General features: G+C 69.0%; 18 protein-coding genes. 5 read left to right on the plus strand and 13 right to left on the minus strand.

All coding sequences use genetic code 11. From position 1 onward, the window contains the following. Window positions 1-25: 25 nt before the first annotated feature. Both ACIBH2_RS17575 and ACIBH2_RS17580 read right to left on the minus strand, forming a co-directional pair. A complete protein-coding gene (locus tag ACIBH2_RS17575; protein WP_397118571.1) occupies window positions 26-961 on the minus strand; it encodes a TauD/TfdA dioxygenase family protein in 936 nt (311 codons plus the stop codon). Between the two features lie 98 nt (window positions 962-1,059). Continuing rightward, complete coding sequence (locus tag ACIBH2_RS17580; RefSeq protein WP_397118573.1) at window positions 1,060-1,830, minus strand: deoxyribonuclease IV; 771 nt, start codon at window positions 1,828-1,830, stop codon at window positions 1,060-1,062. A gap of 229 nt (window positions 1,831-2,059) precedes the next feature. On the opposite strand from ACIBH2_RS17580, the gene ACIBH2_RS17585 reads away from it, so the two are divergent. From ACIBH2_RS17585 to ACIBH2_RS17595, 3 genes are all read left to right on the plus strand, one after another. Then, window positions 2,060-3,829, plus strand: coding sequence for a protein kinase (locus tag ACIBH2_RS17585; RefSeq protein WP_397118575.1), 1,770 nt, complete (start codon window positions 2,060-2,062; stop codon window positions 3,827-3,829). A gap of 121 nt (window positions 3,830-3,950) precedes the next feature. Beyond that, window positions 3,951-4,727 (plus strand): ABC transporter ATP-binding protein, encoded by a 777-nt coding sequence (locus ACIBH2_RS17590; protein WP_397118577.1) that lies wholly within the window; start codon window positions 3,951-3,953, stop codon window positions 4,725-4,727. Further along, entirely contained in the window at window positions 4,727-7,264 is a 2,538-nt protein-coding gene (locus ACIBH2_RS17595; RefSeq protein ID WP_397118579.1) for an ABC transporter permease, read from the plus strand. Before ACIBH2_RS17590 ends, ACIBH2_RS17595 begins: the two co-directional genes overlap by 1 nt. Window positions 7,265-7,358: 94 nt before the next feature. Here ACIBH2_RS17595 and ACIBH2_RS17600 read toward each other — a convergent pair whose 3' ends face one another. The 6 genes from ACIBH2_RS17600 to ACIBH2_RS17625 all read right to left on the minus strand — a co-directional run bounded on the left by ACIBH2_RS17600 (window position 7,359) and on the right by ACIBH2_RS17625 (window position 17,455). Then, complete coding sequence (locus ACIBH2_RS17600) at window positions 7,359-8,762, minus strand: protein kinase (protein ID WP_397118581.1); 1,404 nt, start codon at window positions 8,760-8,762, stop codon at window positions 7,359-7,361. Window positions 8,763-8,911: 149 nt separating this feature from the next. After that, complete coding sequence (locus ACIBH2_RS17605; RefSeq protein ID WP_397118583.1) at window positions 8,912-10,078, minus strand: VWA domain-containing protein; 1,167 nt, start codon at window positions 10,076-10,078, stop codon at window positions 8,912-8,914. Beyond that, window positions 10,075-12,264: a DUF5682 family protein gene (locus ACIBH2_RS17610; RefSeq protein ID WP_397118585.1), complete on the minus strand. Its 2,190-nt coding sequence runs from the start codon at window positions 12,262-12,264 to the stop codon at window positions 10,075-10,077. The genes ACIBH2_RS17605 and ACIBH2_RS17610 overlap by 4 nt, the downstream gene beginning before the upstream one ends. Next, window positions 12,261-13,361 (minus strand): AAA family ATPase, encoded by a 1,101-nt coding sequence (locus ACIBH2_RS17615; RefSeq protein WP_397118587.1) that lies wholly within the window; start codon window positions 13,359-13,361, stop codon window positions 12,261-12,263. Before ACIBH2_RS17615 ends, ACIBH2_RS17610 begins: the two co-directional genes overlap by 4 nt. Next, window positions 13,358-16,519 (minus strand): DUF5691 domain-containing protein, encoded by a 3,162-nt coding sequence (locus ACIBH2_RS17620; RefSeq protein ID WP_397118589.1) that lies wholly within the window; start codon window positions 16,517-16,519, stop codon window positions 13,358-13,360. Before ACIBH2_RS17620 ends, ACIBH2_RS17615 begins: the two co-directional genes overlap by 4 nt. A gap of 90 nt (window positions 16,520-16,609) precedes the next feature. Continuing rightward, a complete protein-coding gene (locus ACIBH2_RS17625; protein WP_397118591.1) occupies window positions 16,610-17,455 on the minus strand; it encodes a DMT family transporter in 846 nt (281 codons plus the stop codon). 350 nt (window positions 17,456-17,805) lie between these two features. On the opposite strand from ACIBH2_RS17625, the gene ACIBH2_RS17630 reads away from it, so the two are divergent. Further along, window positions 17,806-18,084: a SelT/SelW/SelH family protein gene (locus ACIBH2_RS17630; protein WP_397118593.1), complete on the plus strand. Its 279-nt coding sequence runs from the start codon at window positions 17,806-17,808 to the stop codon at window positions 18,082-18,084. A 10-nt stretch (window positions 18,085-18,094) separates the two neighbouring features. Here the strand turns inward: ACIBH2_RS17630 and ACIBH2_RS17635 are convergent, their stop codons facing one another. Continuing rightward, window positions 18,095-18,316 (minus strand): zinc ribbon domain-containing protein, encoded by a 222-nt coding sequence (locus ACIBH2_RS17635; protein ID WP_397118595.1) that lies wholly within the window; start codon window positions 18,314-18,316, stop codon window positions 18,095-18,097. Window positions 18,317-18,499: 183 nt separating this feature from the next. Then, entirely contained in the window at window positions 18,500-18,730 is a 231-nt protein-coding gene (locus tag ACIBH2_RS17640) for a hypothetical protein (RefSeq protein WP_397118597.1), read from the minus strand. Window positions 18,731-18,896: 166 nt separating this feature from the next. Between ACIBH2_RS17640 and ACIBH2_RS17645 the strand changes: the two genes are divergently transcribed. Then, the gene (locus tag ACIBH2_RS17645; protein WP_397120823.1) at window positions 18,897-20,438 is read left to right on the plus strand and encodes a carboxylesterase/lipase family protein; all 1,542 of its coding nucleotides are present in this window, start codon (window positions 18,897-18,899) and stop codon (window positions 20,436-20,438) included. Window positions 20,439-20,453: 15 nt separating this feature from the next. Here the strand turns inward: ACIBH2_RS17645 and ACIBH2_RS17650 are convergent, their stop codons facing one another. The 3 genes from ACIBH2_RS17650 to ACIBH2_RS17660 all read right to left on the minus strand — a co-directional run bounded on the left by ACIBH2_RS17650 (window position 20,454) and on the right by ACIBH2_RS17660 (window position 24,078). Then, on the minus strand, window positions 20,454-21,755 hold the full coding sequence (locus ACIBH2_RS17650) for a cytochrome P450 (RefSeq protein WP_397118599.1): 1,302 nt from the start codon (window positions 21,753-21,755) through the stop codon (window positions 20,454-20,456). A gap of 110 nt (window positions 21,756-21,865) precedes the next feature. Then, window positions 21,866-22,585, minus strand: coding sequence for a TIGR03089 family protein (locus tag ACIBH2_RS17655; protein ID WP_397118601.1), 720 nt, complete (start codon window positions 22,583-22,585; stop codon window positions 21,866-21,868). After that, window positions 22,573-24,078 (minus strand): LCP family protein, encoded by a 1,506-nt coding sequence (locus ACIBH2_RS17660; RefSeq protein ID WP_397118603.1) that lies wholly within the window; start codon window positions 24,076-24,078, stop codon window positions 22,573-22,575. Before ACIBH2_RS17660 ends, ACIBH2_RS17655 begins: the two co-directional genes overlap by 13 nt. Window positions 24,079-24,138: the final 60 nt, after the last annotated feature.

Below are 24,138 nucleotides of genomic sequence, written 5' to 3' on the forward strand. Positions count from 1 at the left end.
GGTGGCGGCACGCCCGGCTCGGGGATCAGGCGGCGCGCTGGGCGACCTCTTCGACAATCGAGTAGTGCTCGGCATTGCCGCTGATAATGGTGCTGGACTGACCGTCGACGCCGACCGGGATATCACCGGCGAGGGTGATGCGGGTGAGCCGCCGCGGCTGGCCGTCGTAGTCGTCGATGGCGTAGTGCTGGGTGGCGCGGTTGTCCCAGATAGCGACATCGCCGAGCTGCCAGTTCCAGCGAATGGTGTTCTCCAGCTTGGTGACCCGGTATTGCAGCAGCTGGAACAGGGTCTGCGATTCGGCGGCGGTGAGACCGACGAAGTTCTTCACGAAATGGCCGAGCAGCAGGGCGCGTTCGCCGGTCACGGGGTGCACACGCACGACCGGGTGCTCGGTCTCGTAGTAGGTGGATTCGAATTCTTCGCGGTAGGCGCGGCCCTGCTCGTTCGGGGCGTGGGTGTCGGTGCGGTCCGCGGCGTAGTCGTAGGTGTTGGTGTGCCGGGCGCGCAGATTCTCCACCAGCACCTTCAGCGGCGCGGGCAGCGATTCGTAGGCGGCCACGGTGGAGGCCCAGGTGGTGGAGCCGCCGTAGGTGGGCAAGTGGACCGCGCGCAGGATGGAGGCCTTCGGGATGCGGTCCACGAAGGTGACATCGGTGTGCCAGCTGTTGGCGCGGCCGTACTCCGAATCGATGGGCAGCGATTTCACGCCCTTGGACGTGACGGTCGGATGCGGGGTGGTGGGCGCGCCGAGCAGCTCCGCGAACTCGTACTGGCCGTCCTCGGTCAGGTGATCCTGCCCGCGGAAGAAGATGACCTTGTGCTCGTGCAGGGCGTTCTGAATGAGCGCGACGGTGTCGGCGTCCAGCTCACCGCCCAATCGGACACCGTCCACCCGCGCGCCGATCCGGCTGCCGAGTTTGACGACGGTGGCGGTCTCCGTGGCGTAATCGACGGACATGCGGTGCCTTTCGCTCGAACTGTGAGGTGCTTCGAGCACACCACCGCCGCCGCCCACCGAACAGATTTACGGTCAGCCGGATCGAAAGCCGCCAGCCCTCAGCCCACTTGTTCGCGCAGGAACGCCAAATCGTCGGCCACCCCATCGCCCGGGGTCTCCAACACGATCGGGGCGTCCACGGCCTTGCACACCTCCACCAGCAACTGCGGGTCGATGGTGCCGTCGGCCAGGTTCGCGTGCCGGTCCGCGCCGGAGTCGAAGGCGTCGCGCGAGGAGTTCAGGTGGACCAGGTCGATACGGCCGGTAATGGCCTTGATCCGGTCCACGATGCCGAGCAGCTCCTCGCCGCCCGCCCAGGCGTGACAGGTGTCCAGGCAGAACCCCGCGCCGAAATCGCCGACGGCCTCCCACAGCCGCCCGATATCGTCGAAATACCGTGCCATGGCGTGATTTCCGCCCGCGGTGTTCTCGATGAGGATGGGCACGTCGAAGCCGCCCTTGTCCTCTTGGCGCTGGAACAGCTTGCGCCAGTTGCTGATTCCCTCGGTCATTTCCGCATCCGAGCGCACGTGCCCGCCGTGCACCACCAGCCCGAACGCGCCGAGTTCGGCCGCCGCCTTGGCCTGCAACGCCACCGCGTTGCGCGAGGGCATGCGTAGCCGATTGTTCAGGCTGGCCACATTGATCTGGTAGGAGGAGTGCACCACCACGTCGATGGGGCTGGCCTTGATCTGCTCGGTCAGCGGGTGCGGTTTCGGCTTCTCCCAGCTCTGCGGGTCGACCACGAACATCTGAATGACGTCGGCCCCGAGCTTCTCGCCCCAGCCGATCGGATCGCTGTCCATCCGCACATGTGCTCCTAGACGCATGAGGCACAGCGTATCGACAGCCACCGACACGTGTTCACAAGCAATCCATAACTGTTGCGTAAGCGGGCCGACGGAAGATACATCCCTAGACCTTCGAATACCTGGGCAAGCCGAATCGGATACAGTTTCGGTGATTTCTGGATCGGCCCAGGCACGATCATGCCGATCGTTCGCGGTACGTCGCGTAGTGGTGGGTCCCGGTGTGCGACGTGGGAAGTGGGAGCTAGTCATGCTGTCCAACGGTGACGTTTTCGCCGGGTATGTCATCGAACGCCAGCTGGGCCGCGGGGGCATGGGCTCGGTGTATCTGGCCAAACATCCACGCCTGCCCAGAATGACGGCGCTCAAGCTGTTGAACCGGGAAATGGTGTTCGACAAGGAGATTCGCGCCCGCTTCGAACGCGAGGCCGACTTGGTCGCCCAGCTCGACCACCCCAATATCGTCACCGTCTACGACCGCGGGCTCGAAGACGGCCAGATGTGGATCTCCATGCAGTACATCGACGGTGTGGACGCCGCCAGCGTCGACGCCGCGACCTTGCCGCCCGAGCGCGCGGTGCAGATCATCGCCGAGACCGGCGACGCCCTGGACTACGCGCACCGCAACGAGGTGCTGCACCGCGATGTGAAACCGGCGAACATCCTGCTCGGCCGCGCCACCGGCGGCAAGGGCGAGCGGGTCTACCTCACCGACTTCGGCATCGCCCGGCTGCGCGACGACAGCGGCCACCTCACCCAGACCGGAACCTTCACCGCGACCCTGGCCTACGCCTCGCCGGAACAACTGACCGGTTCCGCCCTGGACGGCCGCTCCGACCAGTACTCCCTGGCCTGCACCCTGTTCTGGCTGCTCACCGGCACCGGCCCGTTCGCCGCCACCAATCCGGCCGCCGTCATCCAGGGCCACCTGCAGAATCCGCCGCCGCCGCTGAGCAGCGCCCGCCCCGGACTGCCGCCCGCCCTGGACATGGTGCTGGCCAAGGCCATGGCCAAGCGTCCCGAGGACCGCTTCGACACCTGCGCCGATTTCGCCGCCGCCGCGCGCCGCGCCCTGACCTCGCCCAGCGCACCCGGCATCCCGCTGGTGAATCCGCACACCGCGCCGCCCACCCAGCTCAATCAGCGGCCGCAGACCGCGACGGGCGCGCCCATGCCGTATCCGACCAACACCGCCTCGCGCACCCTCACCCCGCCGCCCCAGCCCATTCCGGGCTACACGCAGCAGCGCCAGACGAACCAGTACACGGCCCCCGGCCCGACCTACACGCAGCCGGGAACCAATCAGTACACCCAGGCCGGGACGAACCAGTACACCCAGCAGAACTTCAGCGGCCAGCCCTTCAGCGGCCATACGACGGGTCCGCACGGCGCGCGCCCGCCGGGGCAGCAGGGCAAGTCCAACACCGGCCTGATCATCGGGGCCGTGGTGGGCGTGGTGCTGCTGCTCATCGTCGCCGTGGTGGTGATCGTCGCGATGAGCGACAGCGGCACCACCCAGGGCGGCGGCACGACCACCACCACGACCACCACCGTCGCCGACAAGCCGGTCGACGCCGCCGCGCTCAGCACGGAATTCCCGAATATGGTGCCCGCCAGCAGTTCCGGGGATGTGGGTTACAACGGGGCCAGCTGCTATCTGGCCGATCCGGCCAGCCCGCCCGACAAGACCGACGGCGAACCCGATTTCCGCAGCTGGGCGGTGCAGTGGCGCTGCTTCGGCGGCGGCGACAACAACGACCCGTTCTACCGCCTCTACGCCTACTCCTCGGCGGCCGAGGTGCAGCAGGTCGTGAACGGCCTCAATGCCGAGAAGCAGACCTCCGACACCAATGGCGGCAAGACCTACACCAACTACCAGTTCAGCGATGGCGACCGCCCGCGCATGGTCACCGTCTTCACCGGTGACGACAACCGCACGCAGTACCTCATGTACACCGACGGCATCGTCGGCACGCTCGACGAGATCCTGCGCTGGTGGCGGTCGGCCCCGCTGACCTGAGCACTGGGACCCGGGGATGACGCGGCGCGCCGCCGCGTCATCCCTGTGGGATTTCTGAGGGGTGGGGGTTCCGGGTGATCCCCGATGGCGTCCGGTCACGAACCTAGACACACTGGACACCATGACTTCAGACACCTCGGCCTCCGTCGCCCTCGGCAAGCAGGCTCCCGCCCCGGCCGCCGCCCGCGCGACCGACCTGGTGAAGATTTACGGTTCGGGCGATACGCAGGTCAAGGCCCTGGACGGGGTGTCGGCCGAGTTCGCCAAGGGGGAGTTCACGGCGATCATGGGTCCTTCGGGATCCGGCAAGTCCACACTCATGCACTGCCTGGCGGGTCTCGATTCCGCGACCTCGGGCACCGTCCGGATCGGCGACACCGACCTGACCCGGCTGTCCGACAAGCAGATGACGCAACTGCGGCGCGACCGTATCGGTTTCGTCTTCCAGGCGTTCAATCTGGTGCCGACGCTGACGGCCCTGGAGAACATCACGCTGCCGCTCGATATCGCGGGGCGCAAGGCCGACGAGGAGTGGCTGGCGACGGTGATCAAGCGCCTCGGCCTCGCCGACCGCCTCACCCACCGGCCCTCGGAGCTCTCCGGCGGCCAGCAGCAGCGCGTGGCGTGTGCCCGCGCGCTGGCGGGCAAGCCCGACATCATCTTCGGCGACGAGCCCACGGGCAATCTGGATTCACACTCCTCCGGTGAGGTGCTGGCGATTCTGCGCGCCGCGGTGGACGAGTTCGACCAGACGGTCGTGATCGTCACCCACGATCCGCGCACCGCCTCCTACGCCGATCGCGTGGTATTCCTCGCCGACGGCCATATCGTCGACGAATTGCGCGCTCCCACGGCGGATTCCGTGCTCGACAAGATCAAGTCGCTGGAGACGCTCTGATGTCCGGAAGTCCGATGCGCAAGGTCGCCTTGCGCAATCTCGCCGCGCACAAGGTGCGCCTGCTGCTCACCGTGCTGTCGGTGGTGCTCGGCACCGCGTTCATCGCGGGCTCGTTCGTGTTCACCGATACCCTGCAGCGCACCTTCGACGGCATCTTCGCCAATCAGGCCCGCGGCGTGGACGTGCGGGTGGGCACCGAGAACCGGCAGTCGCTGGGTGTGCCGAACACCGTGGTCGACCAGCTCGCCGGTATGGCGGGCGTGCGCACCGTCGCGCCGAGCGTGAACGGTTCGGTGGTGCTGCTGCAGGACGGGCACGCCGTGCAGACCGGGGGCGCGCCCAGTATCGGGCAGTCGTATCTGCCGCCGGAGAAGGCTGTCGCCGAACCCGATGTGTTCGTGGCGGGTACGCCGCCCACCAAGTCGGGTGAGATCGCGCTCAATGTGAGCGGCGCGGACAAGGCCGGGCTGAAGGTCGGTGATAAGACACAGGTGCTGATCCCGTCCAAGGGCAAAGTCGACGTAACCCTCTCGGGCATCTACGAATTCGCCAGCGGCGCGGGCTCCACCGGCGGCCTCATCGGGGTGCTGTTCGACGACACCCAGGCACGGCAGCTGTTCACCGACGGCAAGCACGTCGCCTATGCCGATATCGCCGCGCAGCCGGGCGTCGAGGTCGATCAGCTGCGCGACGAGATCGCCAAGGCGCTACCCGGCTACAAGGTGCAGAACGGCGACCAGGTACGCGAGGAGATGAAGCAGGAGCTCGGCGACGCGCTCAAGTTCATCAACTACTTCCTGCTCGCCTTCGGCGCCATCGCGCTCATTGTCGGCACCTTCATCATCTACAACACCTTCTCCATGCTGGTGGCCCAGCGGCTTCGGGAGCTGGCGCTGCTGCGCGCGGTCGGCGCGAGCAGCGGGCAGGTGGGCCGGTCGGTGGTGGGCGAGGCGCTCATTGTCGGATTGGTCGGCAGCGCACTGGGTCTCGCGGCCGGTATCGGCCTGGCGTTCGGTCTGGCGCAGCTGCTCAACGCCTTCGACCTGGGCCTGCCCACCGGCTCCATGGCGGTGCTGCCGCGCACCATCGTGGTCGGCATGATCGTGGGCGTGGTGGTGACGGTGGTCAGCGCCTACGCGCCCGCGCGCCGCGCCGCCAAGGTGCCGCCGGTCGAGGCCATGCGCGAGGAGTTCGCCTCGGCGGGAGAATCCTTGCGGCTGCGCACCATTGCCGGTGCGCTGCTCGCGGTGGTGGGTGTGGCGCTGGTGGTGCTGGGTGCCCAGGGCACCGGCGGCAATGCCGCGGCCACGGTGGGAATCGGCGCTCTCGCACTTATTTTCGCGGTACTGCTCGCCTCCCCGGCGCTGTCGCGACCGGTGCTCTCCGGGCTCGGTGTGCTGGCTCGGCCGTTCGGCCCGGTCGGACGGATGGCGCGCAACAACGCGATTCGCAATCCGCGCCGAACCGCGGCCACCGCCTTCGCGCTCACCCTCGGACTCATGCTGGTCTCGGCCATCGGCATGCTCGGGGCCTCGGCCAAGGCCAGTATCGGCGATCTGGTGGACAAGGGGGTGCGGGCCGACTACATGCTGGCGGGCCCCACCAACAGCTTCATCGGCGTACCGCTGGACGCGGCTCCGGCCGTGAAACAGGTGCCGGGCGTGCAGGATGTGGTGTCCATGCACCTCATGGGCGTGAAGGTCGGCAACGACCAGGTGGCGGGTACCGTGCCCGACGGGCCGTGGGAGAAGATGCTCAGCTACGAGCTGCGCGAGGGCACCGCCACCCTCGGCGACAACGACATCCTGGCCTCCGAAACCACTGCGGCCGAATACGGTTGGCACGTCGGCCAGCAGGTCGAGCTGACCAGTCTGGACAAGTTGCAGAAGTACCCCGTCACCGTGACCGGGATCTACAAGGACACCCAGCTGCTGGGTCCGCTGGTGACCTCGGTGTCGCTGTACGACCGCGTCATGCCGGTGAACTTCCGCAACGACTTCCTGGTCATGATCACCGCGCAGCCGGGGACCGACTTGGCAGCGATGCGCACGAACCTCGAGAAGGCCGTGGAGCCGTTCGTCATCGTGCAGGTGCAGGATCGCGAGGATTTCAAGGGCGCGCAGGGCCAGCAGATCAACACCATGCTGGCGATCCTGTACGGGCTGTTGGCGCTGGCGGTGGTGATCGCCATCCTCGGCATCGTGAACACCCTGGCGCTGTCGGTGGTGGAGCGGCGACGCGAGATCGGCATGCTGCGCGCGGTCGGTATGCAGCGACCGCAGGTGCGGCGCAGCATCTACCTGGAATCCATGCTGATCGCCATATTCGGCGCGGTGGTCGGCGTGCTGCTCGGGCTCGGCCTCGGCGTCGGATTCCTGCGCACCCTGCAGGATCTGGGACTCGAGCAGATCGCGGTGCCGTGGGGGCAGATCCTGCTCATGCTGGTCGCCTCCGGTGTGGTCGGCGTACTGGCGGCGCTGTGGCCCGCGGTGCGGGCGGCCCGGACGCCGCCGTTGGCGGCCATCGCCGATCTGTAATCGGTAGCGGCCCTGGACGAAACGTCGCCCCTCGCGTGAATTCGCGAGGGGCGACGGTCGTTTGGGCCGTATTGGATCAGAGGGCCGTGCCGGATCAGAGGGCGGCGACGATGACGACGACCGCGATGACCGCCACGATGGACACCGCGATGATCGCGAGAATGATCCACATGGTCGAGCTGGAGCTCGAACCGCTTTGCGGCGGATGGTATGTCGGTGACTGGTAGGGCTGCGGGTAGCTGGGCTGGGCGGGCGCGTGTGGGTGCGAGAGCTGCCCCGAAGGCTGGTTCACGTGGCCCGACGGCTGGCTGAACTGCGCCGGAGTGCTCACATGCGGTGACGAGGACTGCCCCGACGGCTGGCTGAACTGCGCCGGAGTGCTCACATGCGGTGACGAGGACTGCCCCGGCGGCTGGCTGAACTGCGCCGCGCGCGGGTTCCCCGGCCCGGGCTGGCTCAGCGGCTGCGGCTGGTTCGGGTGCGAGGCTTGCGGATTCGCGGGACCCGGCTGATTCGGGTGTGACGCCTGAGGATTCACCGGCTGGTTCGGCAGCGGGCGGGGCGCGGACGGGCCGTGCGAGGGCTGCCCCACGATCGGCTGCGGCCGGGCCGGGGTCGGCGGACGCGGCGGCACCACCGGCTGCGGCGGCGCGGTGCGGGAGATGGTGAAGGCGCGCTCGGCGGCCGCGGCGAATTCGACGCAGGAGCGGTAGCGATCCTGCGGGCGCTTGGCCAGTGCCCGCGCCAGCACGCCGTCGACGGCGCGCGGCAGATCGCCGCGCAGCGTGCTGGGCATGCGCGGGCGGTCCTGTAGGTGTCCGCGAATCACCGCCGCCGGGCTGGTGCCCTCGAACGGCACACTGCCGGTGAGCAATTGGAACAGCGTGCAGGCCAGGGAGTACTGGTCGGAGCGGCCGTCCAGGGTCGCGCCGGTGAGCTGTTCGGGGGAGGCGTAGGCCAGGGTGGCGGTGACGGTGCCGGTCTGGGTGAGGTGGCCGGTGTCGTCGCGCAGCCGGGCGATGCCGAAATCGGTGAGGTACACCCGTTCTCCGCCCGCACCCGCGCGACCCGAGCGGGCGAGCAGGATATTGGCGGGCTTCACATCGCGGTGCAGCACGCCGATGCCGTGCGCGTAGTCCAGGGCCTTGGCGGTTTCGGTGATGACCTGCACCGCCCGCAGCGGCGGCAACCTGCCAGGATCGAGTTCCGCGGCGTTCACGCCGTCGATGTACTGCATGGAGATCCACAGCTGATCGCCCACCGCGCCCCGGTCGTACACCGTCACGATATTCGGGTGGTCGAGCTGGGAGACCAGGTCCGCTTCGCGAATGAACCGGGCCCGAATCTCGTCGTCGGTGAACATCTCCTGATTCAGCAATTTCAGCGCGGTCCGGCGCGGCAGGCGGGGATGTTTGGCCAGGTACACCGACCCCATACCACCGCGGCCCAGCTCGCGCTCGACGACGTAACCGGCGAATTCCTCACCAGAGTTCAGCAAACCGAGAGCCCCCGTTTCCACGAGTCGAATCGCCTGGCAGCCTAGCAGCGTTTACCCCTCCAGAATCCGCCTCCGCGTCCAATAGTGGGTCTGACCTGGTATTTTCACCACTCCGGACCGGACGCCGGACCGAACGGCGGCGGTAGCCGTCAGGCTCTGCCCGCGTTCGCGTTCGCCCACTTCCCGATGTCGCCGCGGTCCAGGGCGACGGCTAGCAGCTCCGGGAAGCGGTCCGGGGTGCAGGCGAAGGCGGGCACGCCGAGGGCGGCCAGGGCGGCGGCGTTCTCGTGGTCGTAGGAGGGCGCGCCGTCGTCGGAGAGGGCGAGCAGCACCACCACCTGTACGCCCGATTCGGTCATGGCGCGGATGCGGCGCAGCATCTCGGCGCGGACGCCGCCCTCGTACAGATCGGAGATGAGGACGAACAGCGAATCGGTGGGGCGGGTGATGAGCGACTGCGAGTAGGCGATGGCGCGATTGATATCGGTGCCGCCGCCGAGCTGCGTGCCGAACAGCACCTCCACCGGATCGGCGAGCTTGTCGGTGAGATCCACGACGGCCGTGTCGAAGACGACCAGCGAGGTCCGCAACGACCGCATGGACGCCAGCACCGCGCCGAAGACCGAGGCGTACACCACGCTCGACGCCATCGAGCCGGACTGGTCGATGGCCAGCACCACATCGCGTTTCACCGCTTGGGCCTTGCGGCCGTAGCCGACCAGCCGCTCCGGCACCACCGTCCGGTACTCGGGCAGATAGTGGGCGAGATTGCGGCGAATGGTGCGGTCCCAGTCGATATCTCGCAGCTTCGGCCGCGATACCCGCGCCGCGCGGTTGAGCGCGCCACCGACTGCCGCGATCGTCTGTGCCGCAATGCGTTTCTCGACTTCGCGCACCACCTTCTCCACCACGGTGCGCGCGGTGGCCTTGGTGGTCTCGGGCATCACCTTGTTGAGGCTGAGCAGCGTGCCGACCAAGTGCACATCGGGTTCCACCGCCTCGAGCAGTTCCGGTTCGAGCAGCAGTTCGGTGAGATTCAACCGCTGCACCGCATCCCGCTGCATGACCTCCACCACCGTGGACGGGAAGTACGAGCGGATATCGCCCAGCCAGCGCGCCACATTCGGGGCCGAACCGCCCAATCCCGCGCCGCGCCGCCCACTCTGCCCGCCCTGCCCGTCGGAGTCGTAGAGCGCCGACAGTGCCCGGTCCATGGCGGTGTCCTCGGCCGAACCGAGCCCGCCGAGACCGTCCTCGGCCGGTGTGCCCAGCACCAATCGCCAACGGCGCGACTGGGTTTCGTCGATCTCGGTCACAGTCCTACCCCCAGGATCTCGGCGGCCGCCCGCAGTGCGAGCGTGCCGCGTTCGGTGTCGTACGCGGTCGCCGAGCTGATCCCCGCCCGCGGCGCGCCATGGCGGACCGCGTGGCCGATGGATTGGCGCACACCGGTGTCGAAATCGCCGAAGGTGCGGCGCAGCAGCGGGAGGACGGCGACGAAATCGGCTTCCTCCAGGCCACACAGCCAGGAGTCGATGAGCCCCAACAGGTTTCGGTCGTGCACCAGCAGCAGCCCACGCCCGCCGAGGAACCCGTCGATCCACGCGGCCTTGTCGGCGGCGGTGCGCCCCACCGACAGCGCGGCGGATAGTCGGCGGGCCGACTCCTCGGCGTCGATGATCTCCGCATCGCACAGCAGCCGCACCGCGCGGCCCACCAGCCCGCCGTGGATATCGTCGCGGTCGGCCAGCGCGCGCAGCGTGGTGAGCCAGGATTCGGTGGCCCAGGCGTCGTTTCGGGCCGACAGCGCCAGGTGCACGGTGTCGAGGTGGGTGCGCAGTTCGGCGGCGGCGTCGGTGTCCAGGCCGGTGACCGCGCCGGGCAGTCCGGCGCACACCCGCACCAGCAGCCCGTCGGTGACCCGGGTCAGCGCCGCCGTATCGGTGCCGCGCACATCGCCGTAGCGCAGGGTGCGCAACAGTTCGGGCAGCGCCGCCAGCAGATGGGTGACGTCGTGGTCCAGGGCCGCTACGGTTTCCAGCCGCAGGATGAGCCCGTCGATGGCGTCGCGCAGATCCGCCAGCAGAGCCGAGTCGAGGGCGGCGGCCACCGCTTGCACGCTGGCATCGGGTCGCGCGGCCCGGTCCAGGATCTTCGCCTCGGCGGCGGTGCGCAGGGTGGTGCCCCAGCGCGAGGCTTCGACGATCGCGACGGCCAGTTCGGGCTGCCACTGCAAGGTCCAGGTCTCGCGGAAGGTGCCGGTGCTGCGGGTCTCGCTGGCGGTGCGCCGCCCCCAGTCGATGCCCAGCAGCGACAACCGGTGCAGCAGACGGGATTTGGCCATATCGCGCTCGGTGCGCAGATCCAGGTCGAGGGTGCGTTGCAGTGCCTCGAGCTTCAAACGCAGCGTTCTGACCTGCGCGCGCAGATCGGCTTCCAGCGGCACCGTCGGTGTGCCGTCCGGTACCGAACCCAGCGCCTCGCCGATCACCAGTTCCCTGGTCACCAGATCCAGCATGGTCTCGTCGCCGTCGCACAGCACCGAACGTGTCGCCTCGGTGACCTCGGAGAGCCCGGCCAGCGGCCGTCCGCGCAGCGTGGCGAGGGTGTCGGCGAGTCGGACCGCTTCGATGATGTGCGCACTCGACACCGGCAGATCGTGCGCCCGCAGCGTGGCCGCCACCCGGGTCAGCCACCGCACGATCGGCTGATCGGTTTCGGTGAACAGGTGCTGGTACCAGCCCGGCGAGGTGATTCCGGCGCCGTAGCCGGAGCCGCTCGCCAGGCGCGAATGCGTCCACGGTACCCAGGTGAGCGTGGTCTTGGCCTTCGGCAGGCCCTTGAGCAGGCGGGCGTCGGCGACGGCCGGGCCGAGTGTGCCGCCGAGGGCGGGCGCGTGCCACGCACCGCACACCACCGCGAGCCGTCGCGCACCGTCCTTCAAGGCTTTTCGCATCACCTGCCGCATGTACGCCTCGCGGCGCAGGGTGTGATCGTCGATGGTGAGGTCAGCCGATTCGCGCAACGCCGTCATGGCTTCGAGGACCGCGTCGAAGATATCGGCGTCGGCGCTGGATTCGACAATGGCGTCCCACCAGCGTTCGGCATCGTCGTAGCCACCGGCCTCGGCGAGCAGCGCCAGCGGATCGGTGCGGTCGCCCGGCTCCTCCTCGATGGCGAGCGCGACCGCCGCCGGGAGATCGCAGAAGCCCACGCGCACCGCGTGTTTGGCGGCATAGCGCAGCGCCTGCCACTCCGGCGAGAATCCGGCGTACGGCCAGAAGGCGGCCTTGGACGGCTGCTCCGGCTGATAGGCGAGCAGCGCCACCGGCGGCTCCATATCGTCCGCCGCGACATAGCCGGTCAGCGGATCGGCGTCGGCGGGGCCCTCGATGAGGATCGCGTCCGGCGTGAACCGCTCCAGCGCCAGCTTCAGTGAGCGGGCCGAGCCCGGCCCGTGGTGGCGGATTCCGAAGACCCGGACCTGCGGCTCAGGGCTCATCCGTTCACCTCGCGGCAGGCCCGGTAGAAGTCGGACCACTCGGCGCGTTGGCGCACAACGGCTTCCAGGTATTCGGTCCACACCACCGCGTCGGCGACCGGATCCTTGACGATCGCGCCGAGCACCGCGCCCGCGATATCCCCGGCCCGCAGCACGCCGTCGCCGAAGTGCGCGGCCAAGGCCAGGCCATTGGTGATGACCGAGATGGCCTCGGCGGTGGAGAGCGTGCCCGAGGGCGACTTGAGTTTGGTGCGGCCGTCCACCGTCATCCCGGAGCGCAGTTCGCGGAAGACCCGCACCACGCGGCGAATCTCCTCGGCCGCGGCCGGAACGGCGGGCAATTCCAGTGCCGCGCCGAGCTGTTCGACCCGACGGGTGACTATCGCGACCTCCTCGTCCTCACCGGCGGGCAGCGGCAGCACCACGGTATTGAAGCGTCGCCGCAGCGCCGAGGAGAGTTCGTTGACGCCGCGATCGCGGTCGTTGGCGGTGGCGATCACATTGAAGCCCTTGGCGGCCTGCACCTCGAGACCGAGCTCCGGCACCGGCAGCGTCTTCTCCGAGAGCACGGTGATGAGCGCGTCCTGCACATCGGAGGGAATGCGGGTGAGCTCCTCGAGTCGCGCGATGGATCCGGCGCGCATGGCGGTCATGATCGGCGAAGGCACCAGCGCGGCCTCGCTCGGACCCTCCGCCAGCAGTCGGGCGTAGTTCCAGCCGTAGCGGATGGCCTCCTCGGCGGTGCCGGAGGTGCCCTGCACCAGCAGGGTGGACGCACCGGAGATGGCGGCCGAGAGATGTTCCGACACCCAGGTTTTGGCGGTGCCGGGCACGCCGATGAGCAGCAGTGCGCGATCGGTGGCGAGGGTGGCGACGGCCACCTCCATGAGGCGGCGCGGGCCGACGTACTTGGGCGAGATGACCGTGCCGTCGGACAGCGTGCCACCGAGCAGGTAGGTCACCACCGCCCACGGCGAGAGCCGCCACGACGGCGGGCGCGGGCGGTCGTCGGCGGCGGCGAGCGCGGCCAATTCGTCGGCGAAGGCCTGTTCGGCGTGCGGGCGCAGCAGCGCGTCCCGTTCCTGGGCAATGGTCACGTCAACTCCTCGAGCATCGTCTTGCGTTCCATGAGGTCTCCGGCGAGCTGGTCGAAGGCCTGCTCCCAGTACGGATCTCCGCAGCCGCGGGCCGCGGCGGCGACGTCGGCGAGCGTCGTCACCGGAAAGTGGGTGGCGGCGGCCCGGAACAGGGTCCGGTAGGAGCCCGGCACCAGACTGGGCGCACCCGGCCGCGCCGCGCTGAGCCGGGCGCGCTCCATGAGCAGCCGCAATACATGATCCGCCACCCGCGACGGCCATGGATGCGGTACCGCGCGCAACAGCGATTCGATTTCGGCCAGCCAACTGCTGTCCAGTCGGCGCAGGTGGCGCACCTGATCGTCGAGCGATTGCAGGGCGAACAGGTCGCGCAGCTTCTCGCCGTCCGGATCGCCGGAGCCGGGGGATCCGGTGATCACCGTGAACAGCGCCCGCGCCCACGCCGAATTACGTTGCGCGAGTGCGGCATCGGACCATCCGGCGAGCATCGGCCCGCGCAGGCTCTCGGCCATGGGGACGCGCACGGCCTCCTCCGGCGCACCGAGAATGCCCTCCCAGTGGCTCAGCGGTGTCGCGGCCACCACGCGGTGCAGCCATTCGGCGGCCAGATCCGGTGAGCCATCGGCGCGATAGGCGGTGAAGGGGAAGGAATCTCCGACACCGTCGCGGCGGGCGGCGTCGTCGAGCACGCCGGGGCCGGTGGTGGTCAGCAGCGGTTGGGACAGTCGCTCGCCGAAGCTCACCCAGGCGGCCGCGCGGTCGGCCATGCGGTGCGCGAAGGCCGAATCCGGCAGGCAGGCCAGCAGATCGGCGGCCTTTCGGCGCACATCCGCGCGCCGGTCGTCGAGCGCGGATTCGAGCAGGGGTTCATCGGCGGCGGACAGCCCGTCGGCGAGCACCGCCAGCAACTCCACCTTGCCCGGCCCGGACTCCTTGGCCCACGAGCCGGTCAGCGCCTCGCGTGCCGCGGCCGGATCGGTGTGCCGCAGCCGCGCCAGCCAGGCCCGCCGCTCCGGGGCGCGCCCGTGCGACCACACCGCGTCGTCGTCCACCGCGGCCCGCACCAGACTTCGCCATCCCGGGTGTTGCGCCGCCAGCCAGCGTCCCCGGCTGCCCGCCAGCCGTAGCAGCTGTTCGCGATAGGCCGCAACGGATTTGGCGCGCTCCAGCAATCGGCTGCACAGGGCGTCGGGCGCGCGGTAGTCGTGCGGCTCGGCCATGGCGAACCACTCCTCCAGGAAGGAGGAGGTATCGGTGAGCAGTGTGCCGAGGCGGGCCGCGGCGGCGGGCGGGAGCAGCGGCCGAGGGTCGTCCGCCGCCGGTTCCACCCGTTCCGCCGAGACGGGCAGGACGCCGCCGCGCGCGAAACAGTCGTGCAGCGCCACGGTTTCGAGCAGGGCCGTAGCGGCATCACCGGTGAGCTTCGCGGCCCGTTCGGCGACCGGCGCGGGCAAGGCGGCCGTATCGCCGCTACGCCGCGCGGTGCCGACCAGGGCGGTGGAGACGAGTTCCTCTGTGGTGGAGCCGGTTTCGGCAGTCCCGCCCACGATCAGGGCCGCGCTCACCGATCCGGCCGCCCCCGGAATCCCATCCGCCGCAACGGCATCGACCACCGCGCCCGCACTGAACACCGAGATCGGAATCAACCCATCGACAGTCCACTCGCCGATCACCGTAATCGGATGGCCGCCCGAGATCCCGAGCATTCGCCATGGTTCCCCGTCCTCCACGCTGACAGGCAGGGCATCCCCGGCGGTTTCGACCACCCGCCAACCACTGTCGCCCCGCACCGGCACCACCTCGGTCAGCAGCACCGGCCACGAACGCAGGAAGGGATCGGCCCCGATGGCCTGAGCATGCTCCCGCAAAGCATTGGCGATGGTGCCCGTCGCATCCGCAGTGCCCTTCGCGGAGCCGGTGACAGCAGTACCACCCGACCCAGTCACGAGAGATGTGGTCGTGTCGTCGGGGGCTCGGGACCCATCCGGCTCGGCGGGGTGCGGCGCGGTCCCGCCACTGACTGGCGAGTCATCCGGAGCGGGAGGCTCGTTCGGTTCGGGTGGGCGAGGCACCGAGCCGCCTTCGTGGAGGCCGGAGGCACGGTCCGTCACAGTGACGGTTTCGGATGATCTTGTGGCAGCGGCGTTTTCGCGAACCGGGATGGTGGTGAACGGTTCGGGGGCGTCGTATCGCTCCCCCCAGACGGCTCGGAGCGGGGCGGCGGCCGGGTAGTAGTGCAGCTCCGCGTCGACTTGGAAGCCGGGGGCCGGGGTGTCCTGCGGGAAGCTCGGGCTGCCGTAATGGTGATCGAGCAGCAGCGCCCAGCGTCCCGTCGCACGGCCGCGCAGCCACACTCGCCGCGTGTAGAGGCCGTCGTCGACGCCGGTGCGCGCGGCCAACACCATCCAGTGGTCACGCACGGCGGGTTCGGCGCGCACCGCGTCGGCGGTCGTGGGATAACCGATATGGGTGCGGATGCTCGACCGCAGGGCCGGGGCGATCTCGTCGAGCCGCTGATGGGCGGTGACGAGCAGGTGCAGACGGCCGTATTCACGCAGCAGGCGGTGTGGCCAATCGGCGCGGGCCGCCGTGCGGGGGAGCTGTCGCAGCGCGAGTGCCACACCCGGTGCCTGGGCATCGACCATGCGCGCGGCCACCGATTCGAAGGCGGTGTGCGAGCGGTCCGCCGAGGCGAGGCCGGTGCGAATCTGGTCGGCCAGCCACATATCGAGGTCGGCCAGTCCGGCGGTGACGCGGGCGTGGCGCTGGTCGGCCGTGGCCGGATTGCCGGTGCGCGGTGACTTCGCTTCGGGCGCAGCCTGTTTCGCGGCCCGCGCCGCCCGGCCCGCCAGCCACTCGGCCGCGAAGTCGGCCGGTGCGTCGGTCTCGGGTGCGCCACCCTCCGCCCAGGTGAGCAGCAGCCCGAGCGCATGCTTGCACGGGAATTTCCGACTAGGGCAGCTGCACTTGTACGCGGGCCCGGACAGGTCGATGACGGTCTGGTACGGGCGGCTCCCGCTGCCCGCGCACAATCCCCACAGCGCGTTGTCGAACTGACCGGTCTCACTCCATTTGCCGCGCAGCTTGCGGGCGGCGGTCAAGGAGGCGGCGTCCGGGGCGAGTGCGGCGACCTGTTCGGTGCTCCAGCGAGTACTCATCGTTCCCCCTTCCTGTTCACCGATTTCTATCGCAGGGGACCGACAAGTGGGGGGCTGGTGGGGAAGGGGGTTGGGGAAGTGGGGGTTTGGTTAGGCCTGCGCCTCAGCCTTCGAGAGCACCACAGCCGCCCCACCCATCACCACCGCCGCCACCACCACGAACACCGTCCCGACCGCCCCGGTCCGCAGATGTTCCCCCAGCACAGCCATCCCCAGTACCGCCGCCGCCAACGGTTCCGCCACCGTCACCGCGGGCAGCGATGCGGCGAGCGGTCCGACCTGATAGGCGCGTTGTTGCAGGTACAGGCCGAGGATCCCGGCGGCCGCCAGGGCGTAGAGATGCCAGTTGGACACCACCGGACCAAGGCCATGTGCGAACAGGTCGGCGACATGCGCGGTCAACGCGGCCGCTATGCCGAAGAGCGCGCCGCCCGCGGTGCCGAGTAACAGTGCCCGCAGTGCGGGGGATTCCACGGTGCAAGCTGCCCCGATGCAGAACGCCACCACCAGCAGTAGCACCCCGAGCGGCACCAGCCACTCCCGCAGCGGCGCGTCCGACGTGCCCTCCGTCGGGTCGCCGACCACCAGGAAGAAGGCGAGTGCCAGGGCGAGAACCACTGCGACAGACCAGGTTCGGGCACTGATTCGACGGTGGCCGAAGTACGCCGACAGGGGTAGGGCGAAGATCAGCATGCTCACCAGAATCGGCTGCACCACGAGCACCGAACCGAGGGAGAGCGCCGCCACCTGGAACGCGAAACCGCCAGCGTCCCCGATGATTCCGGCCCACCAACGTGGCTTGCGAACCAGAGTGCGCAGCAGGGCCTCGCCCTCGCCCACCTCGGACGCGGCCCGCTGCTGCGCGACCGCCGAGACGGCGAACAGCAGCGCGGCGACGAAGGCGCAGGCCACGGCGGCCACGGGGAGTTCGGGCATCCGTCCAGTCTGCCGCGCGTGTACCGAATTGCCGGGATTTCACTGGACGCGAATGTGAAATACCCGCTGGCAATGTGAAAAGGCTTGTGAAAAACCCTGATTCGGCAAATCGTCGGCCATGCCGGAGTTACCTTTGAGCGTGAGTGCTGGGTATTTGCCACCGCTCGTGTTCGCTGTCGAAGCCCTGATCTCCCTGATCGAAGGAGCTGGACATGCAAGTGCTCGAGATCTTGAGTCTCGGATCGTCCATAGCCTCGTCGGGACTATCGCTCCTCAGCGACATCCTGACCCTGTTCACGCTCTTCCTGTAGCCGCGCGCCGCCCCTCGCGGTCCGCGATAGGGTGCGCTCATGCCCCGCGTCGCGATCGAGTACTGCACCCAATGCCGCTGGCTGCTGCGCGCCGGATGGATGGCCCAGGAATTGCTCTCCACTTTCGCCACCGACCTCTCCGAGGTCGCCCTCGTTCCCGGCGAAGGCGGCGTCTTCCGCATTATCGTCGACGGCGAGCAGATCTGGGAACGCAAGGCCGACGGCGGCTTTCCCGATATCGCCGTCCTCAAGCAACGCGTCCGCGACCGTGTGGCCCCCGACAAATCACTGGGCCACTCCGACAAGCGCGAGGACTGACAGCGCGGCCTCAGCCGCAGCAGCCCCCACCGCAACAACCCCCGCCCGAGGCTGCGGGCGGTGCCACCGGCGCACCCGAACCCCCACGGCTGACCGTCCCGAATGTCGTCAACAGCTTCACCGTGTCCTCATGCCCCTGCGGGCAGGTCGCGGGCGCGGACGCCTCGGCCATCGGACGACTCAGTTCGAAGGTGTCGCCACACCCCCGGCAGCGATACGCATAACTCGGCACGTGCCCAGGGTAGACGACCGAGCGCAGGTCACCAGCCGATCGCGCTGCGCTCGACGGCCGTGGCTGGCCTCCGCGCTACTGCGTGAAGTGTCGCCATTGCACTCGAACCTGACTACAGCGAATCCTTCCGTGGCCTTGAACCCCCAGGCGACGTCGCCGAGGAGGATCAGTCCACCGCCGTCGCTACGCCTGGTACCCGCCGCCACCCGGCCAGGCTCCGGTCTCCTCGAACCGGCTCAGCGCCCTGCCGACCACGATCACCGTCAGTTGGTTGTTCGGGCCGCTCACCACTCTGTCGCCCGAATCGGTCTTGTTGATCACCACTTCTTGGTCCATGTGGTGCGGACTTCCGAAGCGGTAGGTCACCGTGGTCGCGGTCTCGTTCACCTTCTGATATCTGAGATCGATCGCCATCGTGCTCGGCTCACCTTTCCTGGCTTTCGCCCGCTCGCGGCGGGCATGGGGGTCGACTGGCCGGACACGGTGGTCGTAGGTGTTCGGCGGCAGCCAGTACCCTCGATATTTACGGAGTACGAGGAGGTGCGGCGTGAGCACGGTGGAATCCTTCGACGCCTCGGGCGTGGACGCCCCCGACACCGGACCGGAGGTCGTGACAGCCTACGGGCGGGTGCGCGGTCGCCGGGAAGGCTCGGTACACGTCTGGCGCAGCGTGCCCTACGCGGCGGCTCCCGCCGGTCCGAATCGCTTCCGGCCGCCCACGCCGCCGCAACCCTGGGAGGGCGTGCGCGACTGCGTGGAATTCGGGGAGATCGCGCCGCAGACCCTCGGCGTCATGGTGCCGGTGGACTCCACGCTGCGCATGGGCGAGGACTGTCTCTGGGCGAACGTGTGGGCTCCCGCCCAGCCCAGTGACGAACCGCGCCCGGTCATGGTGTGGATCCACGGCGGCGCGTACTGCCTGGGGACCGCCGCCCAGGTCATCTACGACGGGCGGCGGCTGGTCGAAGCGGGCGACGTCATCCTGGTGACGGTCAACTACCGCATCGGCGTATTCGGCTTCCTCGACCTCTCCTCGCTCGGACCGGATTTCACGCCCAATACCGGCCTGCACGACCAGATCGCCGCCCTGGAGTGGGTGCGCGACAATATCGCGGCCTTCGGGGGCGATCCGGGCAATGTCACGCTCTTCGGCGAATCCTCCGGCGCGGGCTGTGTCACCGCGCTCATGACCTCACCCCGCGCCGCCGGGCTCTTCCACCGCGCCATCGCCCAATCACCGCCCGCGACAACCGTTTTCGGACAGGAGCGGGCGGCGGAAGTGGCACGCCGCTACCTCGAGCTGCTCGAACTGCCCCGGGAGCGGGCCACCGAACTCCTCGATATGCCGCTCGACCGCATTCTCGCCGCCGCCGGAACACTGCTCGACGAGGTGCCGACCAAGGAACCCGGCCGCCTCGCCGCCGCCCCCGTGGTCGACGGCGACCTGCTGCCCAGCTATCCGACCGAGCGCTTCCAACACGGCCGCTCGCACCGGGTGCCGCTCATCATCGGCACCAACAAGGACGAGGCGTCGCTGTTCCGCCTGTTCCGTTCACCGATCATGCCGGTCACCCCGGACGCGGTGAACGCCATGCTGCGCAATGTGGCCGATCAGCACCCCGGCCTCTCGGCGGCGCGCGTCGCCGAAATCGCCTCGGCCTACCCGGATCTCACCAGAATCCGCGGCGCGCTGGCCATGTCCACCGACGCCGCCTTCCGCATGCCCGCGCACTGGGTGGCCGACGCGCACTCCCGACACTCGCCCACCTGGATGTACCGCTTCGACTACGCCACACCGATGCTGCGCGCCGCACGCGTCGGGGCCGGACATGCCACCGAATTACCGTACGTCTTCGGCAATTTCGGCACCTTCAACCGCGACCCGTCGTTCTGGCTGGGCGGACGCAAAGTGGCCGAACAGGTTTCGGGCCGCATGATGCGCCGCTGGCTGGCCTTCGCGAAACACGCTGTGCCAGCGGCCATCGACGGCTCCAAACACTGGCCGCCGTATCACGAGAACACCCGCACCACCCTGGTCATCGACAGCAACGACCGGGTGGTCGACGATCCCGACCGGGACCGAAACGCGGTGTGGGGCACCGAAGCCGTGGGCTTCTACTGACGCAGCCGTGGGCTTCTACTGACCGACCGTCGCGTGTGCCCGCGGCCCCAGCAGCACCGGCATATGCGAATACCCGTGCAGCGTGAACAGCGGCCGCCGCTGCGGCGTCCCCGACAACCGCAGGTCCGGGAATCGCTCGAACAGTGCCCGCAGCGCGTAGGACGCCTCCATCCGCGCCAGGCTCGCCCCCAGACAGATGTGAATGCCGCTGGAGAAGGTCAAGTGGTCCTTGGCATTCGCGCGCGTGGCATCGAAGGTGTTCGGATCCTCGAAGACCTTGGGATCGCGATTGGCCCCCGCCAGCGACAGCACCACGGTGGCCCCCTGTCGGAACCGAATACCGTCGAGCTCGATATCGCACAGCGCCTGCCGCGCGGTGTTCTGCACGGGCGGATCGAAGCGCAGCACCTCCTCCACCGCCAGCGGCCACCCGTCGGGTTCGGCGCGCAGCCGCGCCAACTGCTCCGGCCGCGCCAGCAACTGCACCACCGCATTGCCGATGAGATTGACCGTGGTCTCGAACCCCGCGCCCATGAGCAGCGTCGCGGTCGCCTTCAATTCGCGTTCGTCGAGATTCCCGGCGGTGACCAGGCTGCTGAGAATGTCCTCGCCGGGCGACACCCGCAGGCGGGCGATATGGCCGTCGAGATAGCGGTCCATCTCCTCGATGGATTTCGCGGCGACCCGCCAATCCCGCCAGGACAGCCCGAGATCCAGCATCGGGCTCACCCGGTCGCCCCACTCCAGGAACTCCGCGCGCGATTCGTCCGGGAAGCCGAGCATCTCCGAGATGATGGCGATGGGCACCTGCGAGGCGAAGTCGGCGATCAGATCGGCCGACCCGTTCGCGGGCAGCGCGTCGAGCAGCTCCTCGGTCACCGACTCCACCCGATCGCGCAGGCGGCCGACCGCGCGGGGCGTGAACGCCGCCGAGACCGATTTGCGGATTCTGGTGTGGTCGGGCGGGTCGATGGTCAGCATGGACGGCGGCTCGACCGGATTCGCCAGCAGCGGGGCCTTGCGGACAATGCGCTGAATCCGTTCGGGGGTATTCGCGTTGTCGAGGATGAACACCCCGAAACGGCTGTCGCGCAGGATATTCCGAGTCAACTCGTAATCGGTGGTGATCGACGCGACGGGCGTGCGCGCCAGCCGACCCCGCGCGCGCAATTCCTCGATGAACGGGTAGGGGTCATGACGCGCCGCGGCCGTGCCGAACAGCTTCCCGAACGGATCGCCGCGCCAGGCTTGGTAGCGCATGAGGAACCGTGGCGCACCCTGTTCCACCATCCATCGAACCCAGTACCGAGGCTTCATTGCCGCTGACTCCCGTCGTCGTCGGATGAATCCACCGTACGGAAATCGGCTGGCGCGGGGAACGTTCCATGGCGGGAAATCCCTCTCCTACCACGGTAGGAGAGCGCGGCTCAGGCGTTGCGCTGAATGGTGACCCGCTCGGTCGTCACCCGCCGCCGCTGCGCCTCGGCCTCCGGATGCGCCACCTGCACCAGCGACGCCCCGACCGCCAGCACCGCCACGAAACCGTCGATCAATTCGGTCGGCGTCTCCCACGGCGTGCTCGACAGCACCCGGTCCTCGGCCGTGAAGCCCTGTCGCGCTGCGGATTTGCGCGCCTCGGCCAGGACGGCGCTCACCGTCATACCGTCCAGGGCCGCACCGACCCCGCCGGGCCGGAACTGATCGCCGTGCACCCGCACCGAGGTGGCGTAGTCGGTGACGCCCACCGGAAGGTCCTTGACCGGCATACCCATCGGGTCCAGCGACAGCGCCGCCACCTCCGCGATGCCGTCGGCCTCGTCGAGGCGCTCGGCGGTCACCAGGGCCAGTTCGGCATCGGGATCGGCGCGCAGCACCACCTCCACGCCCGCCCACCAACAGCCCAGCAGCACCGCCGCGGTCTGCCAGTGCGCCGGGAGCAGCACCGCCACCCGAGCGCCGGGGGTGAGGCCGAATTCGTCGCGAATCATATTGGCGGTCTTGGCCGCCCAATTGGCGAGGGTGAGCGCGGAGAGTTCGATGCGCGCCCCGGTGGCGTCGTCGTAATAGGTGACGCGCGGACCCGCGGGATCGCGCCCGAGAATGGGGTCGAGCACAGCCTCGGTGAGAGTCTCGGTCAATTCACGCATTTCGGTCCGTTCTGCCCGGCGTCGATCGGTGGGGCGGGCGGCACCGGTGTGGCGCTGGTCGACGTCTCGCTGAAGTCGAGGGTGGTGCCCGCCGAAGAACCCGGACCAGAGTAGTCACTCGCCAATACGACGCGCACCGAACCCGGCGGTAGCCCCGCCTCGGTCAGCACCGGCACCCCGCCGAGCGCCTCGGCGACCGCGCGGGCCTTGGCGTCGGTGGCGCTGGCGGCCAGCACCCGCGTGCTCTGCACCGGGCCTCCGATCCAGTTGTCCACGGTGCCGGTGTGGAAACCCTTGGCGGCCAGGGCCTGCGCCACCTGCCCGGCCAAGCCGCCCACCGAGCTGGCGTTGTACACATCGGCGGTGACGGTGGCGGGATCGACGCCGTCGTCCTTCTTTTCGCCGCCGTCGTCCTGCCCGACCAATCCGGCGACATACTTCTTGACGGCATCGGGATCGACCCGCACCACCGATTCGCCGTCGCTGGTCGTGCCATTGAGGTCCTGCACCGGAATGGTCTCGAACTTCACCTGGCCACCGGAGAGGTCCTGGAGCTGCTGCATGAAATCGAGGACATTCCAGCCGTCGTCGATCACCACCGTGCGGCCCACGGCATCGCTGAGCTGTTGTAGTCGACCCGGATTGGTCAGCGTCTTGGCGCTGAGTATCTGATGCACCAGCTGCGCCATGTACACCTGCTGGCGCACGATCCGATCCAGGTCGCCCCGGGGTAGCTCATGGCGCTGGCGCACGAACGACAGCGCTTGCGCGCCGTCGAGGCGCTGCTCCCCGGCCGGGAAGTCCGCACCCGAGAGCGGTTCGTACACGGCATTGTTCAGGCACACCTCGACACCGCCGACGGCATCGGTGAGCAGCACGAAGCCGAGCAGGCCGACCTCCGCGTAATGGTCGACGGTGATGCCGGTGAGGTTGGCGACCGATTTGATCAGCGCCTGCCGCCCCGTCTCGGTGGACTTGCGGTCGGCGGTCTCGGCGTCGACGCCCTTGTCGAGCAGCTTCTGCTGTTCGGTGAACTTGGTGACGCCGTAGGCGGAGTTGATCTTGCCCTTGCCCTGGCCCGGAATATCCACATAGGAGTCGCGCGGCAGCGAGATGGCCGTGGCCGAGCGCCCGTCGTTGGGCACCCGAATCAAGACGATGGTGTCGGTGTTGAGGCCCTCCTCGTCACCGGCGTGCAGCGTGGCCCGCTCGGCATCGGTGAGCGGATTGCCGTGCGCGTCGGTGCGGCTGTCGATGCCGACCATGAGAATGTCGACCGCGCCGTCGCGGCCACCGCCCAGCCCGAGATTGCCGATGCGGTCGATACTCGACACCAGGGCGTCGACCTGATGCCAGCCCAGACCGGTCACCACCAGGACCGCGGCCGCGGCGGCGACCGCCAGTGCGCGCAGCGGCCCGAACCGGCTCCGCGGCGCCGATCCGGCCGGACGTCGCGACGGTAGCGGCGTCGATACCCTCGTGCTCTCCGGCAAACCCTCGCATCCTTTCCCTGACCGGCCGTGGGCCGACCACCCGTGTGCTCCCGGGACGAT

It is taken from the genome of Nocardia sp. NPDC050406, assembly GCF_044459025.1.
GTDB lineage: Bacteria > Actinomycetota > Actinomycetes > Mycobacteriales > Mycobacteriaceae > Nocardia.

Bases quoted from the DNA above. Each gene is read 5' to 3' on its own strand.
- ACIBH2_RS17595 (WP_397118579.1), top strand. From the start codon at position 4,727: ATGTCCGGAAGTCCGATGCGCAAGGTCGCCTTGCGCAATCTCGCCGCG.
- ACIBH2_RS17575 (WP_397118571.1), bottom strand. From the start codon at position 961: ATGTCCGTCGATTACGCCACGGAGACCGCCACCGTCGTCAAACTCGGC.
- ACIBH2_RS17620 (WP_397118589.1), bottom strand. From the start codon at position 16,519: ATGAGTACTCGCTGGAGCACCGAACAGGTCGCCGCACTCGCCCCGGAC.
- ACIBH2_RS17585 (WP_397118575.1), top strand. From the start codon at position 2,060: ATGCTGTCCAACGGTGACGTTTTCGCCGGGTATGTCATCGAACGCCAG.
- ACIBH2_RS17590 (WP_397118577.1), top strand. From the start codon at position 3,951: ATGACTTCAGACACCTCGGCCTCCGTCGCCCTCGGCAAGCAGGCTCCC.
- ACIBH2_RS17630 (WP_397118593.1), top strand. From the start codon at position 17,806: ATGCCCCGCGTCGCGATCGAGTACTGCACCCAATGCCGCTGGCTGCTG.
- ACIBH2_RS17580 (WP_397118573.1), bottom strand. From the start codon at position 1,830: ATGCGTCTAGGAGCACATGTGCGGATGGACAGCGATCCGATCGGCTGG.
- ACIBH2_RS17655 (WP_397118601.1), bottom strand. From the start codon at position 22,585: ATGCGTGAATTGACCGAGACTCTCACCGAGGCTGTGCTCGACCCCATT.
- ACIBH2_RS17640 (WP_397118597.1), bottom strand. From the start codon at position 18,730: ATGGCGATCGATCTCAGATATCAGAAGGTGAACGAGACCGCGACCACG.
- ACIBH2_RS17625 (WP_397118591.1), bottom strand. From the start codon at position 17,455: ATGCCCGAACTCCCCGTGGCCGCCGTGGCCTGCGCCTTCGTCGCCGCG.
- ACIBH2_RS17650 (WP_397118599.1), bottom strand. From the start codon at position 21,755: ATGAAGCCTCGGTACTGGGTTCGATGGATGGTGGAACAGGGTGCGCCA.
- ACIBH2_RS17610 (WP_397118585.1), bottom strand. From the start codon at position 12,264: ATGAGCCCTGAGCCGCAGGTCCGGGTCTTCGGAATCCGCCACCACGGG.